General features: G+C 54.9%; 19 protein-coding genes and 1 pseudogene. 2 read left to right on the top strand and 18 right to left on the bottom strand.

Translation table 11 applies throughout. The annotated features are described in order from the left end of the window. Positions 1–52: 52 nt before the first annotated feature. The 18 genes and pseudogenes from DB847_RS19145 to leuS form a co-directional block, all read right to left on the bottom strand. A complete protein-coding gene (locus DB847_RS19145) occupies positions 53–502 on the bottom strand; it encodes an NfeD family protein (protein ID WP_108652137.1) in 450 nt (149 codons plus the stop codon). An 8-nt stretch (positions 503–510) separates the two neighbouring features. Continuing rightward, positions 511–1,427: pseudogene (locus tag DB847_RS19140) on the bottom strand (SPFH domain-containing protein). Positions 1,428–1,569: 142 nt separating this feature from the next. After that, on the bottom strand, positions 1,570–2,334 hold the full coding sequence (locus DB847_RS19135) for a hypothetical protein (RefSeq protein WP_108652136.1): 765 nt from the start codon (positions 2,332–2,334) through the stop codon (positions 1,570–1,572). 429 nt (positions 2,335–2,763) lie between these two features. Next, positions 2,764–3,729, bottom strand: coding sequence for a lipoyl synthase (gene lipA / locus DB847_RS19130; protein ID WP_108652135.1), 966 nt, complete (start codon positions 3,727–3,729; stop codon positions 2,764–2,766). Then, positions 3,726–4,379 (bottom strand): lipoyl(octanoyl) transferase LipB, encoded by a 654-nt coding sequence (gene lipB, locus DB847_RS19125; RefSeq protein ID WP_108652134.1) that lies wholly within the window; start codon positions 4,377–4,379, stop codon positions 3,726–3,728. The genes lipA and lipB overlap by 4 nt, the downstream gene beginning before the upstream one ends. Positions 4,380–4,416: 37 nt before the next feature. Next, positions 4,417–4,680 carry a DUF493 family protein YbeD gene (gene ybeD / locus DB847_RS19120; RefSeq protein WP_108652133.1) on the bottom strand — a complete coding sequence of 88 codons (264 nt, stop codon included), beginning with the start codon at positions 4,678–4,680 and terminating at the stop codon, positions 4,417–4,419. Then, positions 4,664–5,533: an aminotransferase class IV gene (locus tag DB847_RS19115; protein WP_108653024.1), complete on the bottom strand. Its 870-nt coding sequence runs from the start codon at positions 5,531–5,533 to the stop codon at positions 4,664–4,666. The genes ybeD and DB847_RS19115 overlap by 17 nt, the downstream gene beginning before the upstream one ends. 141 nt (positions 5,534–5,674) lie before the next feature. Beyond that, entirely contained in the window at positions 5,675–6,847 is a 1,173-nt protein-coding gene (locus tag DB847_RS19110) for a D-alanyl-D-alanine carboxypeptidase family protein (RefSeq protein WP_108652132.1), read from the bottom strand. Between the two features lie 133 nt (positions 6,848–6,980). Further along, the gene (locus DB847_RS19105) at positions 6,981–7,919 is read right to left on the bottom strand and encodes a septal ring lytic transglycosylase RlpA family protein (protein WP_108652131.1); all 939 of its coding nucleotides are present in this window, start codon (positions 7,917–7,919) and stop codon (positions 6,981–6,983) included. Beyond that, positions 7,906–8,877, bottom strand: coding sequence for a lytic murein transglycosylase B (gene mltB / locus DB847_RS19100; protein ID WP_108652130.1), 972 nt, complete (start codon positions 8,875–8,877; stop codon positions 7,906–7,908). Before mltB ends, DB847_RS19105 begins: the two co-directional genes overlap by 14 nt. A gap of 9 nt (positions 8,878–8,886) precedes the next feature. After that, complete coding sequence (gene rodA, locus DB847_RS19095) at positions 8,887–9,993, bottom strand: rod shape-determining protein RodA (RefSeq protein ID WP_108652129.1); 1,107 nt, start codon at positions 9,991–9,993, stop codon at positions 8,887–8,889. After that, on the bottom strand, positions 9,990–11,864 hold the full coding sequence (gene mrdA, locus DB847_RS19090; protein ID WP_108652128.1) for a penicillin-binding protein 2: 1,875 nt from the start codon (positions 11,862–11,864) through the stop codon (positions 9,990–9,992). The genes rodA and mrdA overlap by 4 nt, the downstream gene beginning before the upstream one ends. Before the next feature lie 3 nt (positions 11,865–11,867). Further along, positions 11,868–12,338 (bottom strand): 23S rRNA (pseudouridine(1915)-N(3))-methyltransferase RlmH, encoded by a 471-nt coding sequence (gene rlmH, locus DB847_RS19085; RefSeq protein ID WP_108652127.1) that lies wholly within the window; start codon positions 12,336–12,338, stop codon positions 11,868–11,870. Then, positions 12,335–12,679 carry a ribosome silencing factor gene (gene rsfS / locus DB847_RS19080; RefSeq protein WP_108652126.1) on the bottom strand — a complete coding sequence of 115 codons (345 nt, stop codon included), beginning with the start codon at positions 12,677–12,679 and terminating at the stop codon, positions 12,335–12,337. The genes rlmH and rsfS overlap by 4 nt, the downstream gene beginning before the upstream one ends. Positions 12,680–12,719: 40 nt before the next feature. Next, positions 12,720–13,370 (bottom strand): nicotinate-nucleotide adenylyltransferase, encoded by a 651-nt coding sequence (gene nadD, locus DB847_RS19075; RefSeq protein WP_108652125.1) that lies wholly within the window; start codon positions 13,368–13,370, stop codon positions 12,720–12,722. Then, a complete protein-coding gene (holA, locus tag DB847_RS19070) occupies positions 13,367–14,395 on the bottom strand; it encodes a DNA polymerase III subunit delta (RefSeq protein ID WP_108652124.1) in 1,029 nt (342 codons plus the stop codon). Before holA ends, nadD begins: the two co-directional genes overlap by 4 nt. After that, a complete protein-coding gene (locus tag DB847_RS19065) occupies positions 14,392–14,880 on the bottom strand; it encodes an LPS-assembly lipoprotein LptE (RefSeq protein ID WP_108652123.1) in 489 nt (162 codons plus the stop codon). The genes holA and DB847_RS19065 overlap by 4 nt, the downstream gene beginning before the upstream one ends. 9 nt (positions 14,881–14,889) lie before the next feature. After that, positions 14,890–17,472 (bottom strand): leucine--tRNA ligase, encoded by a 2,583-nt coding sequence (leuS, locus tag DB847_RS19060; protein ID WP_108652122.1) that lies wholly within the window; start codon positions 17,470–17,472, stop codon positions 14,890–14,892. 168 nt (positions 17,473–17,640) lie between these two features. On the opposite strand from leuS, the gene DB847_RS19055 reads away from it, so the two are divergent. Together DB847_RS19055 and DB847_RS26160 are read left to right on the top strand one after the other, a co-directional pair. Continuing rightward, on the top strand, positions 17,641–17,970 hold the full coding sequence (locus tag DB847_RS19055) for a zinc ribbon-containing protein (RefSeq protein ID WP_108652121.1): 330 nt from the start codon (positions 17,641–17,643) through the stop codon (positions 17,968–17,970). Beyond that, positions 17,889–18,134: a zinc ribbon-containing protein gene (locus DB847_RS26160; protein ID WP_325049177.1), complete on the top strand. Its 246-nt coding sequence runs from the start codon at positions 17,889–17,891 to the stop codon at positions 18,132–18,134. The genes DB847_RS19055 and DB847_RS26160 overlap by 82 nt, the downstream gene beginning before the upstream one ends. The last annotated feature ends 108 nt before the right edge of the window (positions 18,135–18,242 follow it).

Genomic DNA, 18,242 nt, shown 5'->3' with positions numbered 1-18,242 from the left:
TCTGAGTTAAACACAAGACCCGGTTGCAGAAACCGGGTCTTGGAGGTTGGGCTCAGGCGCCTTTGACGGCCAGGGTGGTGCCCTCAAACTCGGTGACCTCCACCAGATCCCCCTCTTTGAGAGCCTCGGGGCAACGTACCCGCCAGGTGGTGCCCTCCAGCTTGATCCGGCTATACCCTGCTTCGACATCCATCAGCAGCAGTGCCTGCTGACCGACGCAGGATTTCGCTCTCAAGTTCAGGGTGGTTTCCTGCTGGGCTTTTTGATCCTTGCTGTGCTGATAGCGCCACCACAGCAGGGTCGTCACCAGCGATTGAATCGCAAACAGCAGCCACTGGATCTCCCAGCCGATGGGGTAGATCAGCATGATGACGCCAATCTCGAGGGCGGCCAGCCCGACCCAAAACAGAAAACCGGCCGCACCAAGCAGCTCACCGAGCAGCAACAGTCCACCAAAGGCGAGCCAGTGCCAGAAGTTGATCTGCGCCAACAGGATCAGCATAGTTTCACCTACTTAGTCTTAGTTTGCTGGAATAGCTCAGCGATACCACCGACGGATCCGATGAGGCTGCTGGCCTCCAGAGGCATCATCACCACCTTGCTGTTATCTCCTTCGGCGATTTTCGCCAGGGCTTCGGTATATTTCTGGGCGACGAAGTAGTGGATCGCCTGCACATTCCCCGCCGAGATAGACTCAGAGACCATCTGGGTCGCCCTGGCTTCTGCTTCGGCTTCCCGCTCCCGGGCCTCGGCATGCAGTACCGCCGATTGCTTTTCACCCTCGGCTCTTAAGATCTCCGACTGCTTCTGACCTTCGGCCTTGAGAATCTGTGATTGACGTATCCCTTCGGCTTCTAAGATTTCGGCACGCTTTTGACGCTCCGCCTTCATCTGGGCATTCATCGCCTCGATGAGATCCCGGGGGGTTGGATATCGCGGATCTCGATCCGGGTAACCTTGACGCCCCATGGATTGGTTGCTTCATCGACGGCGCGCAGCAGTCGCTCATTGATTGAGTCCCGGTGAGAGAGCATCTCATCGAGCTCCATCGAGCCCAGCACGGTACGAATATTGGTCATCGCCAGGTTGCGGATCGCATCCAGCAAATTGTTGACCTCATAGGCCGCCTGTTTTGCTTCGATGACCTGCACAAAGCAGATCGCATCTATGGTGACATTGGCGTTATCTTTGGATATGACCTCCTGAGCCGGGATATCCAGCACCCGCTCCATCATATTGATCTTCTGGCCGACACGCTCGATAAAGGGAGTGATGATATTCAGACCTGGGGTCAGGGTCTTGGTGTAGCGACCGAAGCGCTCAACGGTCCAGTTATAGCCCTGGGGAACAGCTTTGATGGTGGAGAACAGGATGGCGAGTACCACCAGGACCAGTATCACCAGAACAATCAGGGTATCGTAGCTCATGGAGTTTCCTTATGAGTGGGGAGAGTGAATTCCCGGAAGGAAGCCACTTCGTTTTCCTTGTGTCGCACCAGTTTAACCAAGTTATAACTGAGCCTCAATCCCGGACTCAGGAAGAGGGGGGATCGAGGCTGGCCTGGAAATATTATGGGGCTGTTGCTGCCATCCTCTTTGCAGGTTGTTTATCGATTAACTCACCAACCAGCAGGGCGCTGATAAACATCAGGTAACGCATCGGCATGCTGCTATCAAACACAAGCAGGTGGTTAAAATCCTGGTTGATGAGCATCCACAGCGTCGGCATCAGCATCAGGGGGATCAGCAGGCACAGGGCTCGAAATAGCAATCTTGCAATACGCGAGTTGAGTCCAAGATAGCGATTCATAGCGCTGATACAGTGTTTCATCCAAAAATAGACGGTGAGCAAGACCAGTGGCAGGGCGATGAGATAAACCAGGGTATGCGGGATATTGAGCCCCTGGCAAAACCGCCCTATATCGCCGGTTTTCTCAAAGCTGCCAAAAGGGATATAACCAATCACACTCACCAGAGACAGGGTTCCCAGCCAGAACGAGAAAACCATGCCAAGAGATGAGTGATTGGTCCCGGAGTTACGGCAGAGACGAATAGCCAACATAACCAGCAGCCAGCTCATGATGAGTCCGGCAATACCGGAGATACCGACCACCAGATGTTTTCCTTGCGCCATCATGTGATCGTAATGATTGGCTTCATCCACCCGATATAAGATCCCATAATGACCATAATCGATGGCCAGAGGATTGCTCCGTCCTCCCAGCAGGTAAGCAGTGAAGCTGTGGGCGTACTCATGGAGCAAGATGGCGAGATAGTAGCTCACCACAAAACAGATCACGCATAGAGCGATGCGCTTGATAAAAGTTAAAGACATAAAAGATAAGCTCGGTCATAAAAAGAGCTCAACTTATAGCATGGGGATAAATCGTCACAAACATCCACCAGGCAAATTCAGGGATCAAAAAAGGGGATAGAATCCCCTTTTTTGATCCCCGAAAAGAATGCATAGCTGCAGGTCATGGGGTTGTGTAACGCAGAGTCACCCTGTTTAGGGGAGACTCTGCTATGTAGGTCTCTGGGAAAGTTGTTCAGCCTGTGAGTGTGGAGGCGAACTGTTCAATGTCTTTTCCGAGACAGGATGTCGAGCTGCGTAGTTCTGTGGAGGGACTCACAGTACGGAGCGAGCTTTTGATTACTTTTGGCGGCACAAAAGTAATGTGCCGCCGGCACCCCGGTAATCATGCAGCGTAGCTGCGAATCACAACACTCAGATAAGCGGTATAGGTAATAACGCTTAGCTGCACTAGCCTACATCTTTTCCTGCGGCCTGTAGATCCGCATGGTAAGAGGAGCGCACGAAAGGTCCACATGCCGCCTGGGTAAATCCAAGCTCCAGTGCTTTTGCCTTGAGTTCATCAAACTCGTCTGGCGAAACATAACGCTTGACCGGCAGGTGGTGCTTGCTCGGTTGCAGGTACTGTCCCAGGGTCAGCATGGTGACGCCATGGGCACGCAGATCCTTCATCACCTCGATGATCTCTTCATTGGTCTCGCCCAAGCCAACCATCAGGCCGGACTTAGTTGGGATCCCCGGATAGCGCTTGCCAAACTCCTGAAGGAGCTTCAAGGACCACTGATAGTTCGCGCCGGGACGGGCCACGGTATAGAGTCGTGGAATGGTTTCCAGGTTGTGATTGAAGATATCCGGCAGCCCCTGCTCCAGGTTGTCCAGGGCTTCCTGCATTCTTCCGCGAAAGTCCGGGGTCAGGGTTTCAATCTTGATCTCCGGGCTCTCTTTGCGGATCTCGGCCACACAGCGGGCAAAGTGGCTGGAGCCACCATCGCGCAGATCGTCGCGGTTAACCGAGGTGATCACCACATAACGCAGTTTCATCTCCTGGATGGTTTCTGCCAGGTGACGGGCTTCCTCTTCATCCGGTGCCAGGGGCTTGCCATGGGCCACATCACAGAAGGGACAGTGACGGGTACAGATGGCGCCCAGGATCATGAAGGTTGCCGTACCATGGTTAAAACACTCGGCCAGGTTGGGGCAGGAGGCCTCTTCGCACACCGAGTGCAACTTATTTTTGCGCATCACATCTTTGATCTGTTGAATACGCTGGCTGGTGGCGGGCAGCTTGATTCGCATCCAGTCCGGCTTCTTGAGGCGCTCCTCATTGGGATCTGGCATCAGTTTGACTGGAATGCGTGACATCTTATCTGCATCGCGATACTTGACGCCGGGTTCAATGGTTGGCGTTTTACTCATAGATTGCTCTCCAGGTACTGAATGTGTTGATAGCCAATACGCTGTGCCAGCAGCTCAACCAGAGGCTGCTCGGCTTGTGAAACTGTTTGTGGCCCGCCCAGATCGCAGCTGCGGATCATCGGCATGCCAGCGTAGCCACAGGGGTTGATCTGTAAAAATGGGGCGAGATCCAGGTCGATATTCAGGGCCAGCCCATGAAAGCTGCAGCCCCGGCGGATCCTAAGCCCCAAAGAGGCGATCTTGGCCTCTCCCACATAGATCCCGGGGGCATCGGGTTTGGCATAGGCCTCAATTTGCGACTGCTGCAGCAGAGCGATGACGCTGTGTTCCATCGCGGTCACCAGCTCGCGCACCCCGAGTTTGATCCGACGCAGATCGATCAGCAGATAAAGGATCAGCTGACCGGGCCCATGATAGGTGATCTGGCCCCCGCGATCGCTTTGCACCACGGGTATATTCCCGGGATCCAAGAGGTGTTCTGGCTTGCCGGCCTGCCCCTGGGTGAAGACCGGCGTATGCTCAAGCAGCCAGAACTCATCCATCGTCTCAGGAGTTCGGTTATCGGTAAACTGGTGCATCGCCTGCCAGATATCCTGATAGGGCTGCATCCCCAGCTTGCGAACAATCAAAACGGGAGATGATTCGCTCATGCTGTCTGTCTTGTGGTTGTCGCTATTAATAATCGGGTTACAGAACTACCCGCACCAGATCGATGTCACCGAGCGCCTTATACATGGCCTCAAGGTGCTCCTTGCTCTGGGCGATCACCGGCACTGTCACCGAGTGATAGTTACCCTTAGTGCTGGGACGAACGGTAGGGGAGTAGTCACCGGGGGCATGTTGCTGTAAGACTTCGATGATACGATCGGGAAGGCTCGGATCGGCGACACCCAACACTTTAAATGGGAAGGTGCATGGAAATTCGAGGAGTTCATCAAATTTCGTATTCATTGATACTACCTGTGACTAATTGATGGATCAGTTGCTTATAGCCCAGGAAAACCTGTTGGGTGAGTCTGCCGACTTCACCATCGCCCACCGGCTGTGCATTGAGGCGGGTGATAGGACAGATTTCCTTGGTTGAGCTGGTGATAAACAGCTCATCGGCTTGCATCAGCTGTTGTTGATCTACTCTTGCTTCACGATAGGGGATCCCCTCTCGCTCAAGCAAGCGCAGCACTATCTTGCGCGTGACGCCGGCCAGGATGTGCGATGATACCTCAGGTGTGATTATTTCGCCATCACTAACCATAAACAGGTTACTGGCGGAGCCTTCGGTGATCTGCTGATCCCTGTGCATAATCGCTTCGACAGCATTCTGCTCGGCGGCCTGCTGGCGGGCCAGGATGTTAGGTAGCAGGGATATCGATTTGATATCGCAGCGCTGCCAGCGCTGATCCTCCACCAGGATAGCTCCCTGGTTGGCTTTTGGCTGCTGTGGGCTAACCATGGTTGAAGACTTCACCAGCACCGTTTGCTCCATCGTTTGCCCCTGCCAGTGATGCTGACGTTCCTGTGGAGCGCCACGGGTGATCTGCAGGTAGATCATCGCATCCTCCTGGGCTGGCAGCAGCTCCCTGAAGATGCTCTGCCACCGGGATTGGCTATAGGGATTGGTCAGTTTCAGTGCATCGAGACTGCGTTGCAGCCTCTCAAGGTGAGGGAGGACTCCAAACAGCTTTCCCCGGTAGGCGGGGATCACCTCATAGACGCCATCGGCAAACAGAAATCCCCGGTCCATCACAGGGATCAGGGCTTGCTGCTCGGGAATAAAATCTCCGTTGAGAAATACTCTGTGGTTCATGAGGGCCTGCCTGTCCATTGGGTTGATTCATCGCTCGGCAGGAGGGGAAGTGAGAGCCTGCCGAAACAGAACTTTGGGTAAGTCAGCAGCCGCTCCCCGGATCTCTTGGTCACAGGAAGCGGCAACCTAAAGGCTTAGTGGTTAGCTAAACCAGCTTTTGAATAGCAGCACTATATAGTCTTTGAAACGGGAAAAGATCGAGCCCTTCTCCACATTTTCCAGCGAAACCAGAGGCGCTTTGGCGATCTCTTTGCCATCGGCCTTGAGAATAACAGAGCCAACGGTTTCACCCTGCTTGAGAGGTGCCTTGAGGACCTTGTCCAGCTCGAAACTCGCCTCGATGTTCTTGCTCTGACCACGAGGAATTGTGATGGCAACATCCTTGGAGACACCCAGTTTGACCTCATCCTTATCTCCCATCCATACCCGCTGAGTGGTCAGGGTCTGGCCTGCCTTATATGGGGTCAGGGTCTGGTAGAAGCGGAAGCCATAGGTCAAAAGTTTCTTACTCTCGGCACCCCGGGCGTATTCACTCTTAGCGCCCATTACCACAGAGATGAGGCGCATCCCGTTTTGCTTGGCCGAGGCGACCAGGTTATAGCCGATTTCGCTGACATGGCCTGTCTTGATCCCATCCACGTGCAGGGATTTATCCCACAGCAGAGTATTACGGTTGTACTGGGTGATCCCGTTATAGGTGAAGGATTTTTCAGCGTAGATCTTGTACTCTTCCGGATCATCGCGGATCAGTGCTTGTCCCAGAATCGCCATATCCCGGGCGCTGGTGTAGTGATCCTTGCTATACAGACCGTGGGGATTGACGAAGTGACTCTCGGTCATCCCAAGCTTTTTGGCCCACACGTTCATCATATCGGCGAATGAGTTGGAGCTACCGGCGATATACTCTGCCATGGCGACACAGGCATCGTTCCCGGAATCTATGATGATCCCGCGGTTGAGATCGGCAACCGTAACCTGCTTACCCACCTCGATGAACATCTTGGATGAATCGGGGAAGTTCTTGGCCCATGCCGCACGGCTCACCGTGACCTTATCATCGTGTTTGATATTCCCCATCTTGAGCTCCTGACCGATGATGTAAGAGGTCATCATCTTGGTCAGGCTCGCGGGAGGCAGGCGTTCATCAGCATTGTGTTCTGCCAGGATCTTGCCTGTTGTGTAATCCATCAGGATGTAGGAGCGGGCTGCTACCTCTGGTGGCTTAGGGATTATGGTGGGTGCAGCACTCGCTACACTGCTTAACAGGCTTCCTGCGACAACCAGAAGCGAACAGATACGGATGGATAGTTTCATTGTCCTCGATTCTTTCATGTCAGGTTAAAAAGCGATATAACGTCATCCACTATAACAGATGGATTTTGACGATGTCAGGCTCTATATGGCATCAATCGATGGTGTGTCTGGACTAGCCAAACGACACCATTCGTCATTGGACAACAAAAGCGTGAATAAATTCACGCTGAACCTCAGTTAATGTCTGATATAGGCGTTTGGGGTTGGAATAGGGGCCTGTCTGAACCTTGTATAGCTTGCCCTGATGAACCACCTTGACCGGCAGTTGCTCCGATTTGAGGCGCTCGGCTAAAGAGTGTGCCCGGCTCTCGGAGGAGGTGGCGACCAGCTGGATCATCTTCCCCTCCTTCCCTGAGGAGGGGATCTTTTCTGAGGACTCTGCCTTGGCCGTTTTATCCAAAGTGGCGATTGGGGGTTGCTCTGCCTGCGAGGCTGAGTCCTGAGTAGCCTCAGGTTGTTTGGTCTTTGCTGTGGTATTGACTGCGTTTGCAGGGGGAGCGTTTGTTTCTGCCAGGCGTCCGGGGAGCTTGGTTGGCGCAGAGAAGTGCAGTAGCTCCACTCGCACCGGTGCCGTGCCTGTCTTGAGCATCTCCAGCTTGGCTGCGGCGGCGTAGGAGAGATCGATGAGGCGATCATCGTGGAACGGCCCTCGATCGTTGACCCTGACGATCACCTGGCGACCGTTACTCAGGTTGGTCACCTTCACGTAACTGGGCAGAGGCAGGTGCTTATGAGCGGCGCTCATGGCGTACATATCATAGAGCTCACCATTGGAGGTGTGATAGCCATGAAACTTGACGCCATACCAGGAGGCCACGCCCTCCTGATCATACTGGGTGATCCCACGCCACACCTTGTAGGACTTCCCCCACACCTGATAATCCTTATTGCCGCCCCGGCTATATGGCTCATAGTGGGGCACCGCATCTTTGAGGGTATCGGGATCCAGAGTACGGGCCGGTGGGCGATCCTGATCCAGATGGTAACGATCGGAAGAGGTTTTCGGGTTGCTGCTACAGGCGCTTAGCAGCAATCCCAGCATGATGAGGCCAAAGAGTTTAACTGGTTGCATGGTACTCCCGGGCGATCTGCTCACTGAGCTGATAGACAGCCATCGCATACAGCGGGCTGTGGTTGTAGCGAGTGATCACATAGAAGTTGTCCAGTACCACCCAGTAGTCGGGGGACTTTTTCCCCTTGAGCTTGAGAAGCTTAACCTGGGCATCGGCCGGTATTTTGGCATCAACGCTGACTCCATCCTTCGCCAACTGTTTCCAGCTGAGTTCCGGCTTGAGTTTCGGGCTTAGCAGGGCATCAGCTTTATCACTCGTGACATGGGCCGGATAGGCAACCGGCTGGCTGTACTGCCAATCATGCTGGTGGAAGTAGTTGGCCACGCTGCCGATGGCATCATCCGGGTTATTAAAGAGATCCCTCTGGCCATCTCCCGAAAAATCCACGGCATAGTGGAGGTAGCTTGAGGGGATAAACTGGCCCATTCCCATCGCCCCGGCGTAGGAGCCCTTCATCGAAGTCAGGGGCCATTTCTCTTCGCTGCTTAGTTTGACATAGTCTGCAAACTCTTTACTGAAAAAGGCGCTGCGTTTGGGATAGTGAAAACCCAGGGTATAGAGGGCATCCAATACGGGAATATCACCCATTCGCTCGCCATAGTAGGTTTCGACTCCGAGAATTGCCACGATGAGGTTTGCCGGCACCTGGTACTCCTGCTCTGCCCGCTTGAGGGTTGCGGCATGGGCCTTCCAGAAATCGACTCCCAGTCTCACCCGCTTATCGGTGAGAAAGATTTTGGAGTATTGATACCAGGGCTTACTCTCCCAGGGATGATTCATCGCATCGATCACCTTGGGGTTGAGCGAGGCGCTCTCGACCGCCTTGCTGAGCTCAGAATAGGGGAGCTTGGTTTCTTTAGCCAGAGACTCCAACTGGGCCTTCACCGGAGCAACCGGTGCAGCCATGGCTAGCCCTGGCAGGGTGCACAGGGTTAGGGCGAGGATGGATGCTTTCATGAGATCTCCCTATTTTCTCAGCAAACGGCGATGGGTATGGATGGACATCAGAATGCCAAATCCAGCCATCAGTGTCACCATCGAGGTACCGCCATAACTGACCAGGGGGAGGGGGACTCCAACCACCGGCAGCAGGCCGCTCACCATGCCGATATTTACAAATACATAGACGAAAAATGTCAGGGTGATCGAGCCCGCCAGCAGGCGTTCGAAGGTGCTCTGGGCCTGGGTTGCGATATACAGGCCACGGCCGATGATGCACAGGTAAAGCACCAGCAGCACCGCGGCGCCGACCAGGCCAAACTCCTCCCCAAATACCGCAAAGATAAAGTCGGTGTGGCGCTCCGGCAGGAACTCAAGCTGGGATTGGGTGCCATGCATCCAGCCTTTGCCCAGTAAGCCGCCGGAGCCAATCGCTATCTTGGACTGGATAATATGGTAGCCGGCCCCCAGCGGATCCCGCTCCGGGTTGAGAAACGTCAGTACCCGCTCCCTCTGGTAATCATGCATCAGAAAAAACCATAAGATGGGTGCGAATGCGCCAACTGCTGCCGCTGCCAGGCCAATCAGTCGCCAACTCATTCCGGCCAGGAACAGCACAAAGATCCCGGAGGAGGCGATCAGCAGTGAGGTCCCGAGATCCGGCTGCTTGGCGATCAGCAGGGTGGGCACCAGAAGCAACACCAGGGCGACCAACAGGTGGCGAAACTTAGGTGGTAGCGGCTGCTGACTAAACCAGGCGGCCAGCATCATCGGCATCACCAGCTTAAAGATTTCGGAGGGCTGGAACTTAAAAAATCCAAGGTTCAGCCAGCGTTGCGCCCCCTTGCCGATATGACCAAAGATCAGCACCAGCACCAGCAGTACTATGCCGACCCCGAAGATCGGCGGAGCCCAGCGAGCGTAGAAGGCCGGCGGAAGCTGGGCCATGATCAGCATCACCCCGATCGCCAGTACTCCCCGCGCCGCTTGTTTCCCTGTCATCGGGATACTCTGGCCCGAGGCCGAATAGAGGATCAGCAGGCCGACGATCATCAGCAGTAACAGGCCGATGAATAGCGGCAGGTCGATGTGGCAGCGGTACCAGAACTTTTCCTGTTGATGGGAGTGATTCATGGTTTATTCCTGTTGTTATCTTTGGGTGGGAGCATCACGGCATCCAGCATGCTGCGGGCGATGTCCGCGGCCGGAGAGCTGCCATCACCAGCATTCTCAATAATTGACACCACCAGGGCCTTGGGGGCATTAAAGGGGGCAAAGGCGACAAACAGGGCGTTATCCTTGTGGCGCTCCTTGGTGATTATCAGCTTCTCCACATCGGTTCTCCGGCTCACCAGCTGGGCGGTACCGGATTTACCTCCCGCCTTGTAGGGAAGGTTGGCAAAGGCGCGGCGACCGGTACCACTCTTACCCTGGATCACCAGGTACATCCCATCCAGGGAGACCTGCCAATCCTTGTCATTTTTCAGTTTGATCGGTGGCAGGGTCTGCGGTGGTGGTGACAGCATCCCATCTTTAGTTGCAATGCTCTTAAGTAATCTCGGTTCGATCCGTTTGCCGTGATCGATCAGTACGCTAAAGGCATGTGCTATCTGTAGCGGGGTGGCGGTCCAGTAACTCTGGCCGATCCCAACCGAGATGGTATCCCCCTGGTACCAGGGCTGGCGATAGCGGGCCTGTTTCCACTCCCGCGACGGCATGTTTCCCTTACGCTCTTCGTGAAGATCGATCCCCGTATACTGGCCAAAGCCAAACAGATGCATATATTTGTGGATACGGTCGATTCCTGCCTTATAGGCCAGGTTGTAGAAGAAGGTATCGGCAGATTGCTCGATCGCCTTATACACTGTCATCCAGCCATGACCCCAGGGTTGCCAGTCGCGGAATTTACGCTTGGTGCCTGGGATCTGGAAGTAACCAGCGCCGAAAAAGCGCATCTGTGGAGTGATGAGGCCGGTGTCCAGTCCCATGATTGCCATCAGGGGTTTCACCGTGGATGCCGGGGCATAGATCCCCTGGGTGGCCCGGTTGATCAGCGGATGGTTGGGGTTATCCAGCAGCGAAGTATAGCGCTTGGAGCTGATGCCATGGACAAAAGGATTCGGGTTGTAGCTGGGGCTGGATGCCATCGCCAGTACCGCCCCGGTCTTGGGCTCCAGCATCACCACCGCGCCACGGCGGTTGGCCAGATCTTCCTGGGCCTTCATCTGCAAGCGCAGATCGATATTGAGATAGATGTCGTGCCCCGGAACCGGCGGATGATAGCTGAGGGTGCGTACCACTTTCCCGACATTGTTAACCTCAACCTCCTGGTAGCCCACCTTGCCATGCAGCACATTCTCATAATACTTTTCGACCCCCTGCTTGCCGATATCATGGGTACCGGCGTAGTTGGAGAGCTCGCCGGTTTCCTCCAGGTGCTGCAGGTCACGGTCGTTGATCTTGGCGACATACCCCAGCACATGGGTCAACACACTGCCATAGGGGTAGTAGCGTTGTAGCCTGGCCTCGATAGAGGCGCCGGGGAAGCGATAGCGCTGCACGCTGAAGATGGCGACCTGTTTTTCCGTGAGATCTTCTGCCAGGGTCACTGGCTCAAAGCGGCGGTGGCGACGCAGCTCCTTGTAGAAATCATCGATCTGATCCGGATCCAGCTTGAGGAGCTTCTGCAGCTCGGCAACGGTTTGTTTGAGATCCTTGGTCTGATCCCGGCGGATATCCAGGTTGTAAGAGGGGCGGTTCTCAGCCAGCAGGATGCCGTTGCGATCATAGATGAGGCCCCGGGTCGGCGCGACCGGAACCAGCTTGATCCGGTTATCCCGGGAGCGGGTCTTGTATTGCTGATAGGAGTCTATCTGCAGGTGATACAGATTGACCAGCAAGGTCAGGATCATGGCGCACACCGCCAGGCAGGCGATTAGAGTTCTGCGATAATAAAGAGCCGCCTCCTTGCTGTGATCCTGCATGGCGATCCGCTGTTTCAGCATCCACTACTCCCGATGATAAGGGTGGTTTGTACTCAGGCTCCAGGCGCGATACAGGCTCTCAGCCATGATCACCCGAACCAGGGGGTGCGGCAGGGTCAGGGGCGACAGCGACCAGCTCTGCTCTGCGGCACGCTTGCATTCGGGGGAGAGTCCCTCGGGGCCACCGATCAGGATCGACACATCTCGCCCATCGAGCTTCCACTTATCGAGCTGGGTTGACAGCTGATGAGTGGTCCAGGGCTTGCCCGGAATATCCAGGGTGACGATTCGGTTGCCGCGCGGGATGGCAGCCAGCATCTGCTCGCCCTCTTTTTGCAAAATTCGCGCGATATCGGCATTCTTGCCCCGCTTACCCGCCGCGATCTCAACCAGCTCCAATGGCATATCTTTGGGAAAGCGCCGTTGGTACTCGCTAAATCCCTGCTCAACCCAACCCGGCATCTTAGTGCCGACGGCGACCAGCTGTATCTTCATTCCCCGTGTGCTCCTGCCTGGCTCTCACCCCAAAGCTTTTCCAGCTGATAATAATCCCGGCAATCATCCTGCATCACATGCACAATGACCTCGCCTAAGTCGACCAGCACCCATTCACCGGCATTTTCCCCCTCAACGCCCAGCACCGGCTGCTCAAGAGTCCGGGCCTCATGGGTGACATGGGCAGCCAGGGAGCGAACATGCTGGGCCGAGTTTCCGGAACAGACCACCATGTAATCGGTGACGCTGGAGCGCTTCTTCACATCTAAAGTGACAATCTCCCGCCCTTTTAGTTCTTCTAATTTTTCGATGCTAAAGGATAATAGCTGCTGACTTTGCAAGGTTCTTCTCCTGTTCGTTGGCGAAAGGCCGGCGATTATATCACTGGGGTCGAGTGGGCCGATACAGGCCCTGCTGGCGAATGTAGTCAAGGACCGCATCGGGCAACAGATAGCGACACTCCTTGCCCTCACGGATCCTTTGGCGCAGTTCGGTGGCAGAGATGTCAAAGGTTCGGTTTTCAACAAACTGGACCAGGCCACACAGTCGGGTCTGCAGGGCTCCCAGGGTCTGATCCTGGTGCGCCTTGAGCCAGCTGGCAATGGGCTCGCCAAACTCTGGATTCCATCCCGGGCGGTGGCAGATAACCAGGTGGGCATAGTCGGTCAGCTCCTCCCAGCGGTGCCAGCTGGCAAGGCTTAATAGAGAGTCCATTCCCATCAGAAAACACAGGGGGGTATCCGGATACTCTGCGCGTAGCGATTGCAGGGTATCGATTGTGTAGGAGGGTTTGAGGCGCTTAAGCTCGCGATCATCGACCTCAAATCCTTCAACATCGCGGATGGCGAGTCGGGCCATCTTCAGCCTGTGTTCGGCGCAGGAGTGAGGAGTATCCCGGTGCGGAGGAATCGAGTTGGGAATAAACAGAATTTTCTGTAAACCAAGTTGCTCCCGGGTTTCGATGGCGGGGCAAAGATGTCCGATATGGATGGGATCAAAGGTCCCACCAATGAGTCCTATGGCTTGTTTCATATGCTGTTAGCTATGGGGAGGGTTGGGTGAGCAAATCCGATACACAGCTGCTCCAGGAGACGCCAGCTTTGTGGCTCATCAAATTGGCTGGCCGCAAGATTAGCCTTAGCGCAGAGCTGGAGCAGGTAGCTGAGCTGGCTCAGGGTAAGCTGACTCAAGACTCTTTCAAGCTGCTTTTGTCGCCAGGGCCAGATCTTTAGTTTTTTATACAGGGTTCCCAAAGGCTGACGCTGGCTCTTTTGGGCACACAGCGGATAGAGCTGCTCCAACTCATGGTGGAACAGCCAGATCAGTTGAGCGCTCTCGGTTCCCTCGGCTTTCAATTGGCGAAGAATATGCCGGGCCCGTTTGATCCTTCCCTCATAGAGGGCATCGATCAGCTGATAACGGGAGAAATGACTGTGCTGCTCAACGATCGTCTGCAGCTCCCGGACTTCAATCGGCGATGAAAGCTGTTGTAGTGGCAGAAGCTCCAGGGTCTGCTTGGCCGCCAGCAGGTTCCCCTCAAAGGCGTGGCACATGAAGGTGATCGCATCGGGAGTGGGATTGAGGTTCAGTGCCCTAAAGCGCTGCTGCATCCAGCGCGGAAAGTGCTGATGATCCGGATGGGCGATCGGCACATAGACTCCCTGGCTGGCGAAGCGGCTAAACCACTGACTCTTTTGCTGGGCCGTGTTGAGGCGCGGGCCGCTCAGGATCAGCAGAATATCGGCATGTAGCAGGGCGCATAGTTGCTCCAGCTGTTTGGCTACCTTGTGATCCGGAACTTTAGGAAACTCCAGTTCAATCAGCTGTCTGGAGGAAAAAAGACTCAGCTCCTGGCAGGCCTCAAATAGCGGTTGCCAGTCAAATGAGCCTTCTACTTTAAAATGCAGCTGTTCATCAAACCCCTGGGAGCGGGCGGTAGCGGCGATCGCATCCCGGCTCTCCTGCTTGAGCAGGGGCTCCTCCCCGAACAACAGATAGCAGGCCGCAAGGCCTGCTTTAAGTTGCTGATTCAGCTGCTCGGGATAGACACGTTTCAAGGTTTATACCGGCTCAGTTGGGCCAGGATTTGATTGGCAGCCTGGATCTCCATCTCTGAGCTCAGGCTGCTTTCTGATTCAGACGAAGCCAGCACCTGATTTGACTGGTTAATATAGCTTCGGGTGAAGTGCAGGTTGTAGAGCTGAGGTTCCTCGCCCGGGACGGTCAGAGTATAGGTACTGTAGACCTCAACCACAGTCTCGGCCGTTGTCCCTGTATCGGTCAGGGAGGCAACCGTTGAGGTTTGGCTCAGGGGATTTACCCTGAGGATTGGAGTGTTCTTATCCGCCTTGCTGACCAGATCGACCCCGGCGATTTTCAAACGGTTCACCACCATACGATAGAGGTTACTATTCTGATCACCCACCACCTGCAGGGTTTTTAACTGAGGCGGCAGGGGCGGTGCGGTGCGCATCTGGAAACCACAGGCCTGCAACAGCAGACCTGCAATCAGCAGTGGCAAGAGGCGAAGCGCTCTTTTCACTTGTGCTCCTTAGTTGGCAACAATGTTAAGTAGCTTGTTGGGAACAAAGATCACCTTGCGAATGGTCTTTCCGTCGGTGAACTTGCTGACATTATCTTCCGCCAGCGCAAGCTCCTGGACCTGTGACTGCTCGGCATTGGCAGGGACCGTCAGCTTGGCACGGACCTTACCATTGACCTGAACCACCACCAGTTTCTCATCTTCAACGATGGCAGCCTTGTCGACATTTGGCCACTGGGCCTGGTCGATGGCGCCTTCGTGACCCAGCTCCTTCCACAGCGCGAAGCTTGCATGCGGGGTGATGGGGTAGAGCATGGTGACAACCGCGGTCAGGGCTTCGTGCATCAGCGCCTTGTCATTTTCAGACTCAAGAGGTGCCTTCACCAGCTGATTCATCAGCTCCATCACGGCAGCGATCGCCGTGTTGAAGGTCTGGCGACGACCGATATCATCACTGGCTTTATCTATGGTCTTGTGCAGAGCCCGGCGCAGAACTTTTTGCTCATTGCTCAGAGTGCTGAGATCAAGAGCCGGATGTTCGCCAGCTTCCTTGTACTGGTGAGCCAGGCGCCACAGGCGACGCAAGAAGCGTTGAGCCCCCTCAACACCCGAGTCAGACCACTCCAGAGTCATGTCGGCGGGAGAGGCAAACATCATGAACAGACGCACCGTGTCTGCACCGTATTTCTCCACCATCAGCTGTGGGTCGATGCCGTTGTTCTTCGACTTGGACATCTTGGTCATACCCGCGTGGGTTAATTCGTTGCCCTGCTGATCGGTTGCCCTGGTGATGCGTCCCTTGTTATCGCGCTCCAGGATCGCCTCGGCAGGGCTAACCCACACCCGGGCACCCTTGTCATTGAGGTAGTAGAAGGCATCCGCCAGTACCATTCCCTGACACAGCAGGCGCTTGAACGGTTCATCTGAGTTGACCAGTCCGGTATCACGCAGCAGCTTGTGGAAGAAGCGCGCATATAGCAGGTGCATACAGGCATGCTCGATGCCGCCGATGTACTGGTCGACCGGCAGCCAGTAGTTAGCCTGCTCAGGGTTGAGCATGCCGTCCTGGTAGTTGGGGCTACAGTAGCGAGCATAGTACCAGGAGGATTCCATGAAGGTATCGAAGGTATCTGTCTCACGCAGTGCATTCTGCCCCTGGTAGCTGGTTTGTGCCCAGCTCTTATCGGCCTTGATCGGGCTCTGAACCCCATCCATGACGACATCTTCGGGCAGCACCACAGGCAGCTCTTCGGCAGGTACCGGAACCACCTCACCATTGTCCAGGGTTTGCATCGGAATTGGTGCTCCCCAGTAACGCTGACGAGAAACCCCCCAGTCACGCAGGCGGAAGTTCACCCGCTTGCTGCCAAGACCCAGCTCATTGAGTTTATTGGCGATTGCATCAAAGGCATCTTCGGAGCTCAGACCGCTGAACTCTCCAGAATCAAACAGCACACCCATCTCGGTGAAGGCCTGCTCTGAAATATCCAGCGCACTGCCATCGGCAGGCTTGATCACAGGGATTATATCCAGGCCATATTTGCCGGCGAACTCATAGTCGCGTTGATCGTGAGCGGGAACCGCCATCACCGCACCCGAGCCATAATCCATCAGCACGAAGTTAGCGACCCAGATTGGAACTTCTTTACCGGTCAGAGGATGGATAGCATGAAGGCCTGTGGCCATCCCCTTCTTTTCCATGGTGGCAAGCTCTGCTTCGGCGACCTTGGTGTGCTTACACTCTTCGATGAAGGCGGCCAGCTCAGGGTTGTTGTGGGCGGCTTGCTGGGCTAGTGGGTGGCCTGCGGCAATTCCCATGTAGCTCACCCCGAACAGGGTGTCGGGACGTGTGGTGTAGATATCAAAGCTCTGATCTGAATCTGCCACCTTGAAGGTCATCTCGACCCCTTCGGAGCGGCCAATCCAGTTGCGCTGCATGGTCTTGACCATCTCAGGCCAGCCTTCGAGCTTTTCGATATCGTCCAGTAGCTCCTGGGCATACTCGGTGATCTTGATAAACCACTGAGGGATCTCTTTTTGCTCGACCGGTGTGTCACAGCGCCAGCAGCGGTCATCAACTACCTGCTCGTTGGCCAGTACCGTCTGATCGTTGGGGCACCAGTTGACCGAAGAGGTCTTCTTATAGACCAGTCCCTTCTCATAGAGCTTGGTGAAGAACCACTGCTCCCAGCGGTAGTAATCAGGATCACAGGTCGCAAGCTCCCGATCCCAGTCATAGCCAAGGCCCAGCATCTTTAGCTGACCCTTCATGTACTCTATGTTTTCATAGGTCCAGGGAGCCGGAGCCGTATTGTTCTTGATCGCAGCGTTTTCTGCAGGCAGACCAAAGGCATCCCAACCGATCGGTTGCAGAACATTTTTGCCCTGCAGTCGTTGGTAGCGGGCGATCACATCACCAATGGTGTAGTTGCGCACATGCCCCATATGCAGTCGCCCGGATGGGTAGGGGAACATGGACAGGCAGTAGAACTTTTCTTTGCCCTCTTGCTCAGTAGCCTTGAAGGTTTGGTGATCGGTCCAGTGGGATTGAACCTTGGATTCAATCTCCTGAGGAGTATATTGCTCTTGCATCGGCGATACCCGGGTTATAAATTGCTAAGAAGAAGTCATAAAATCGCCATAGAATACCTTAGACACGGCGGTTGCAACAATAGCCAGCGGTGGATTTTGGTTGTGAGATAGCTGGTGGCCCATAGGCGATTTCAAGCGCCTGTTTGAGGGATAAGAGGGAGTTGTATTATGGAAAGAAAACGTAGCGGTTATACGCTTTTTGTCAATCACCTGAAGCAGCACTGGCAACAGACTGAAACCTTTCAGAAAAAACAGCTCGAGGAGCTGATTGATACCACCGAGGAATATCTGACCGCGGCCGGCGATCTCACCAAGGATGAAGCGGAGCTCATCGCCTGCTATGTCAAAAACGATCTGGGGCACTGGCCAAAGAGATCTCCCAGAGTCGGGGCTCGTTTCGTGAGGGAGTTTTTTACCTGGCTCTCAAAGAGACACTGTGGCACTGGCTGGAGGAGGTGGCGGATCACACCCGGATCGAATGGTCCGAGCTGGCCCTGATACAGGCTGAGCGCAATGATGAGGTCAAAGCTGGAGAGTGGAGCGCTGCGGCACGCCTTAAGTGTGATAAGTGCGGTGAGGAGCAGCTCCTCAAACATCCGGATGTGGTGACCGCCTGTGGCAAATGCGGTGAGCAGGCATTTCATCGAAAGGAATTTAAATAGCTTTCAGTTTCTATCCTGCGGATAGCTATTTGCAGCTACGCTGCATATGCCGGCGCTGGCCGGCGGCAGGCAAGAAGGTGCGCTCGCCCGCACCCTCTTGCATCTCCC

The sequence above is a fragment of the Dongshaea marina genome, from assembly GCF_003072645.1.
GTDB lineage: Bacteria > Pseudomonadota > Gammaproteobacteria > Enterobacterales > Aeromonadaceae > Dongshaea > Dongshaea marina.
This window is presented reverse-complemented; position numbering and strand designations above follow the sequence as displayed.

Coding starts and splice junctions, on each gene's coding strand:
- DB847_RS19145 (WP_108652137.1), bottom strand. CDS start 502: ATGCTGATCCTGTTGGCGCAGATCAACTTCTGGCACTGGCTCGCCTTT.
- DB847_RS19135 (WP_108652136.1), bottom strand. CDS start 2,334: ATGTCTTTAACTTTTATCAAGCGCATCGCTCTATGCGTGATCTGTTTT.
- lipA (WP_108652135.1), bottom strand. CDS start 3,729: ATGAGTAAAACGCCAACCATTGAACCCGGCGTCAAGTATCGCGATGCA.
- lipB (WP_108652134.1), bottom strand. CDS start 4,379: ATGAGCGAATCATCTCCCGTTTTGATTGTTCGCAAGCTGGGGATGCAG.
- ybeD (WP_108652133.1), bottom strand. CDS start 4,680: ATGAATACGAAATTTGATGAACTCCTCGAATTTCCATGCACCTTCCCA.
- DB847_RS19115 (WP_108653024.1), bottom strand. CDS start 5,533: ATGAACCACAGAGTATTTCTCAACGGAGATTTTATTCCCGAGCAGCAA.
- DB847_RS19110 (WP_108652132.1), bottom strand. CDS start 6,847: ATGAAACTATCCATCCGTATCTGTTCGCTTCTGGTTGTCGCAGGAAGC.
- DB847_RS19105 (WP_108652131.1), bottom strand. CDS start 7,919: ATGCAACCAGTTAAACTCTTTGGCCTCATCATGCTGGGATTGCTGCTA.
- mltB (WP_108652130.1), bottom strand. CDS start 8,877: ATGAAAGCATCCATCCTCGCCCTAACCCTGTGCACCCTGCCAGGGCTA.
- rodA (WP_108652129.1), bottom strand. CDS start 9,993: ATGAATCACTCCCATCAACAGGAAAAGTTCTGGTACCGCTGCCACATC.
- mrdA (WP_108652128.1), bottom strand. CDS start 11,864: ATGCTGAAACAGCGGATCGCCATGCAGGATCACAGCAAGGAGGCGGCT.
- rlmH (WP_108652127.1), bottom strand. CDS start 12,338: ATGAAGATACAGCTGGTCGCCGTCGGCACTAAGATGCCGGGTTGGGTT.
- nadD (WP_108652125.1), bottom strand. CDS start 13,370: ATGAAACAAGCCATAGGACTCATTGGTGGGACCTTTGATCCCATCCAT.
- leuS (WP_108652122.1), bottom strand. CDS start 17,472: ATGCAAGAGCAATATACTCCTCAGGAGATTGAATCCAAGGTTCAATCC.
- DB847_RS19055 (WP_108652121.1), top strand. CDS start 17,641: ATGGAAAGAAAACGTAGCGGTTATACGCTTTTTGTCAATCACCTGAAG.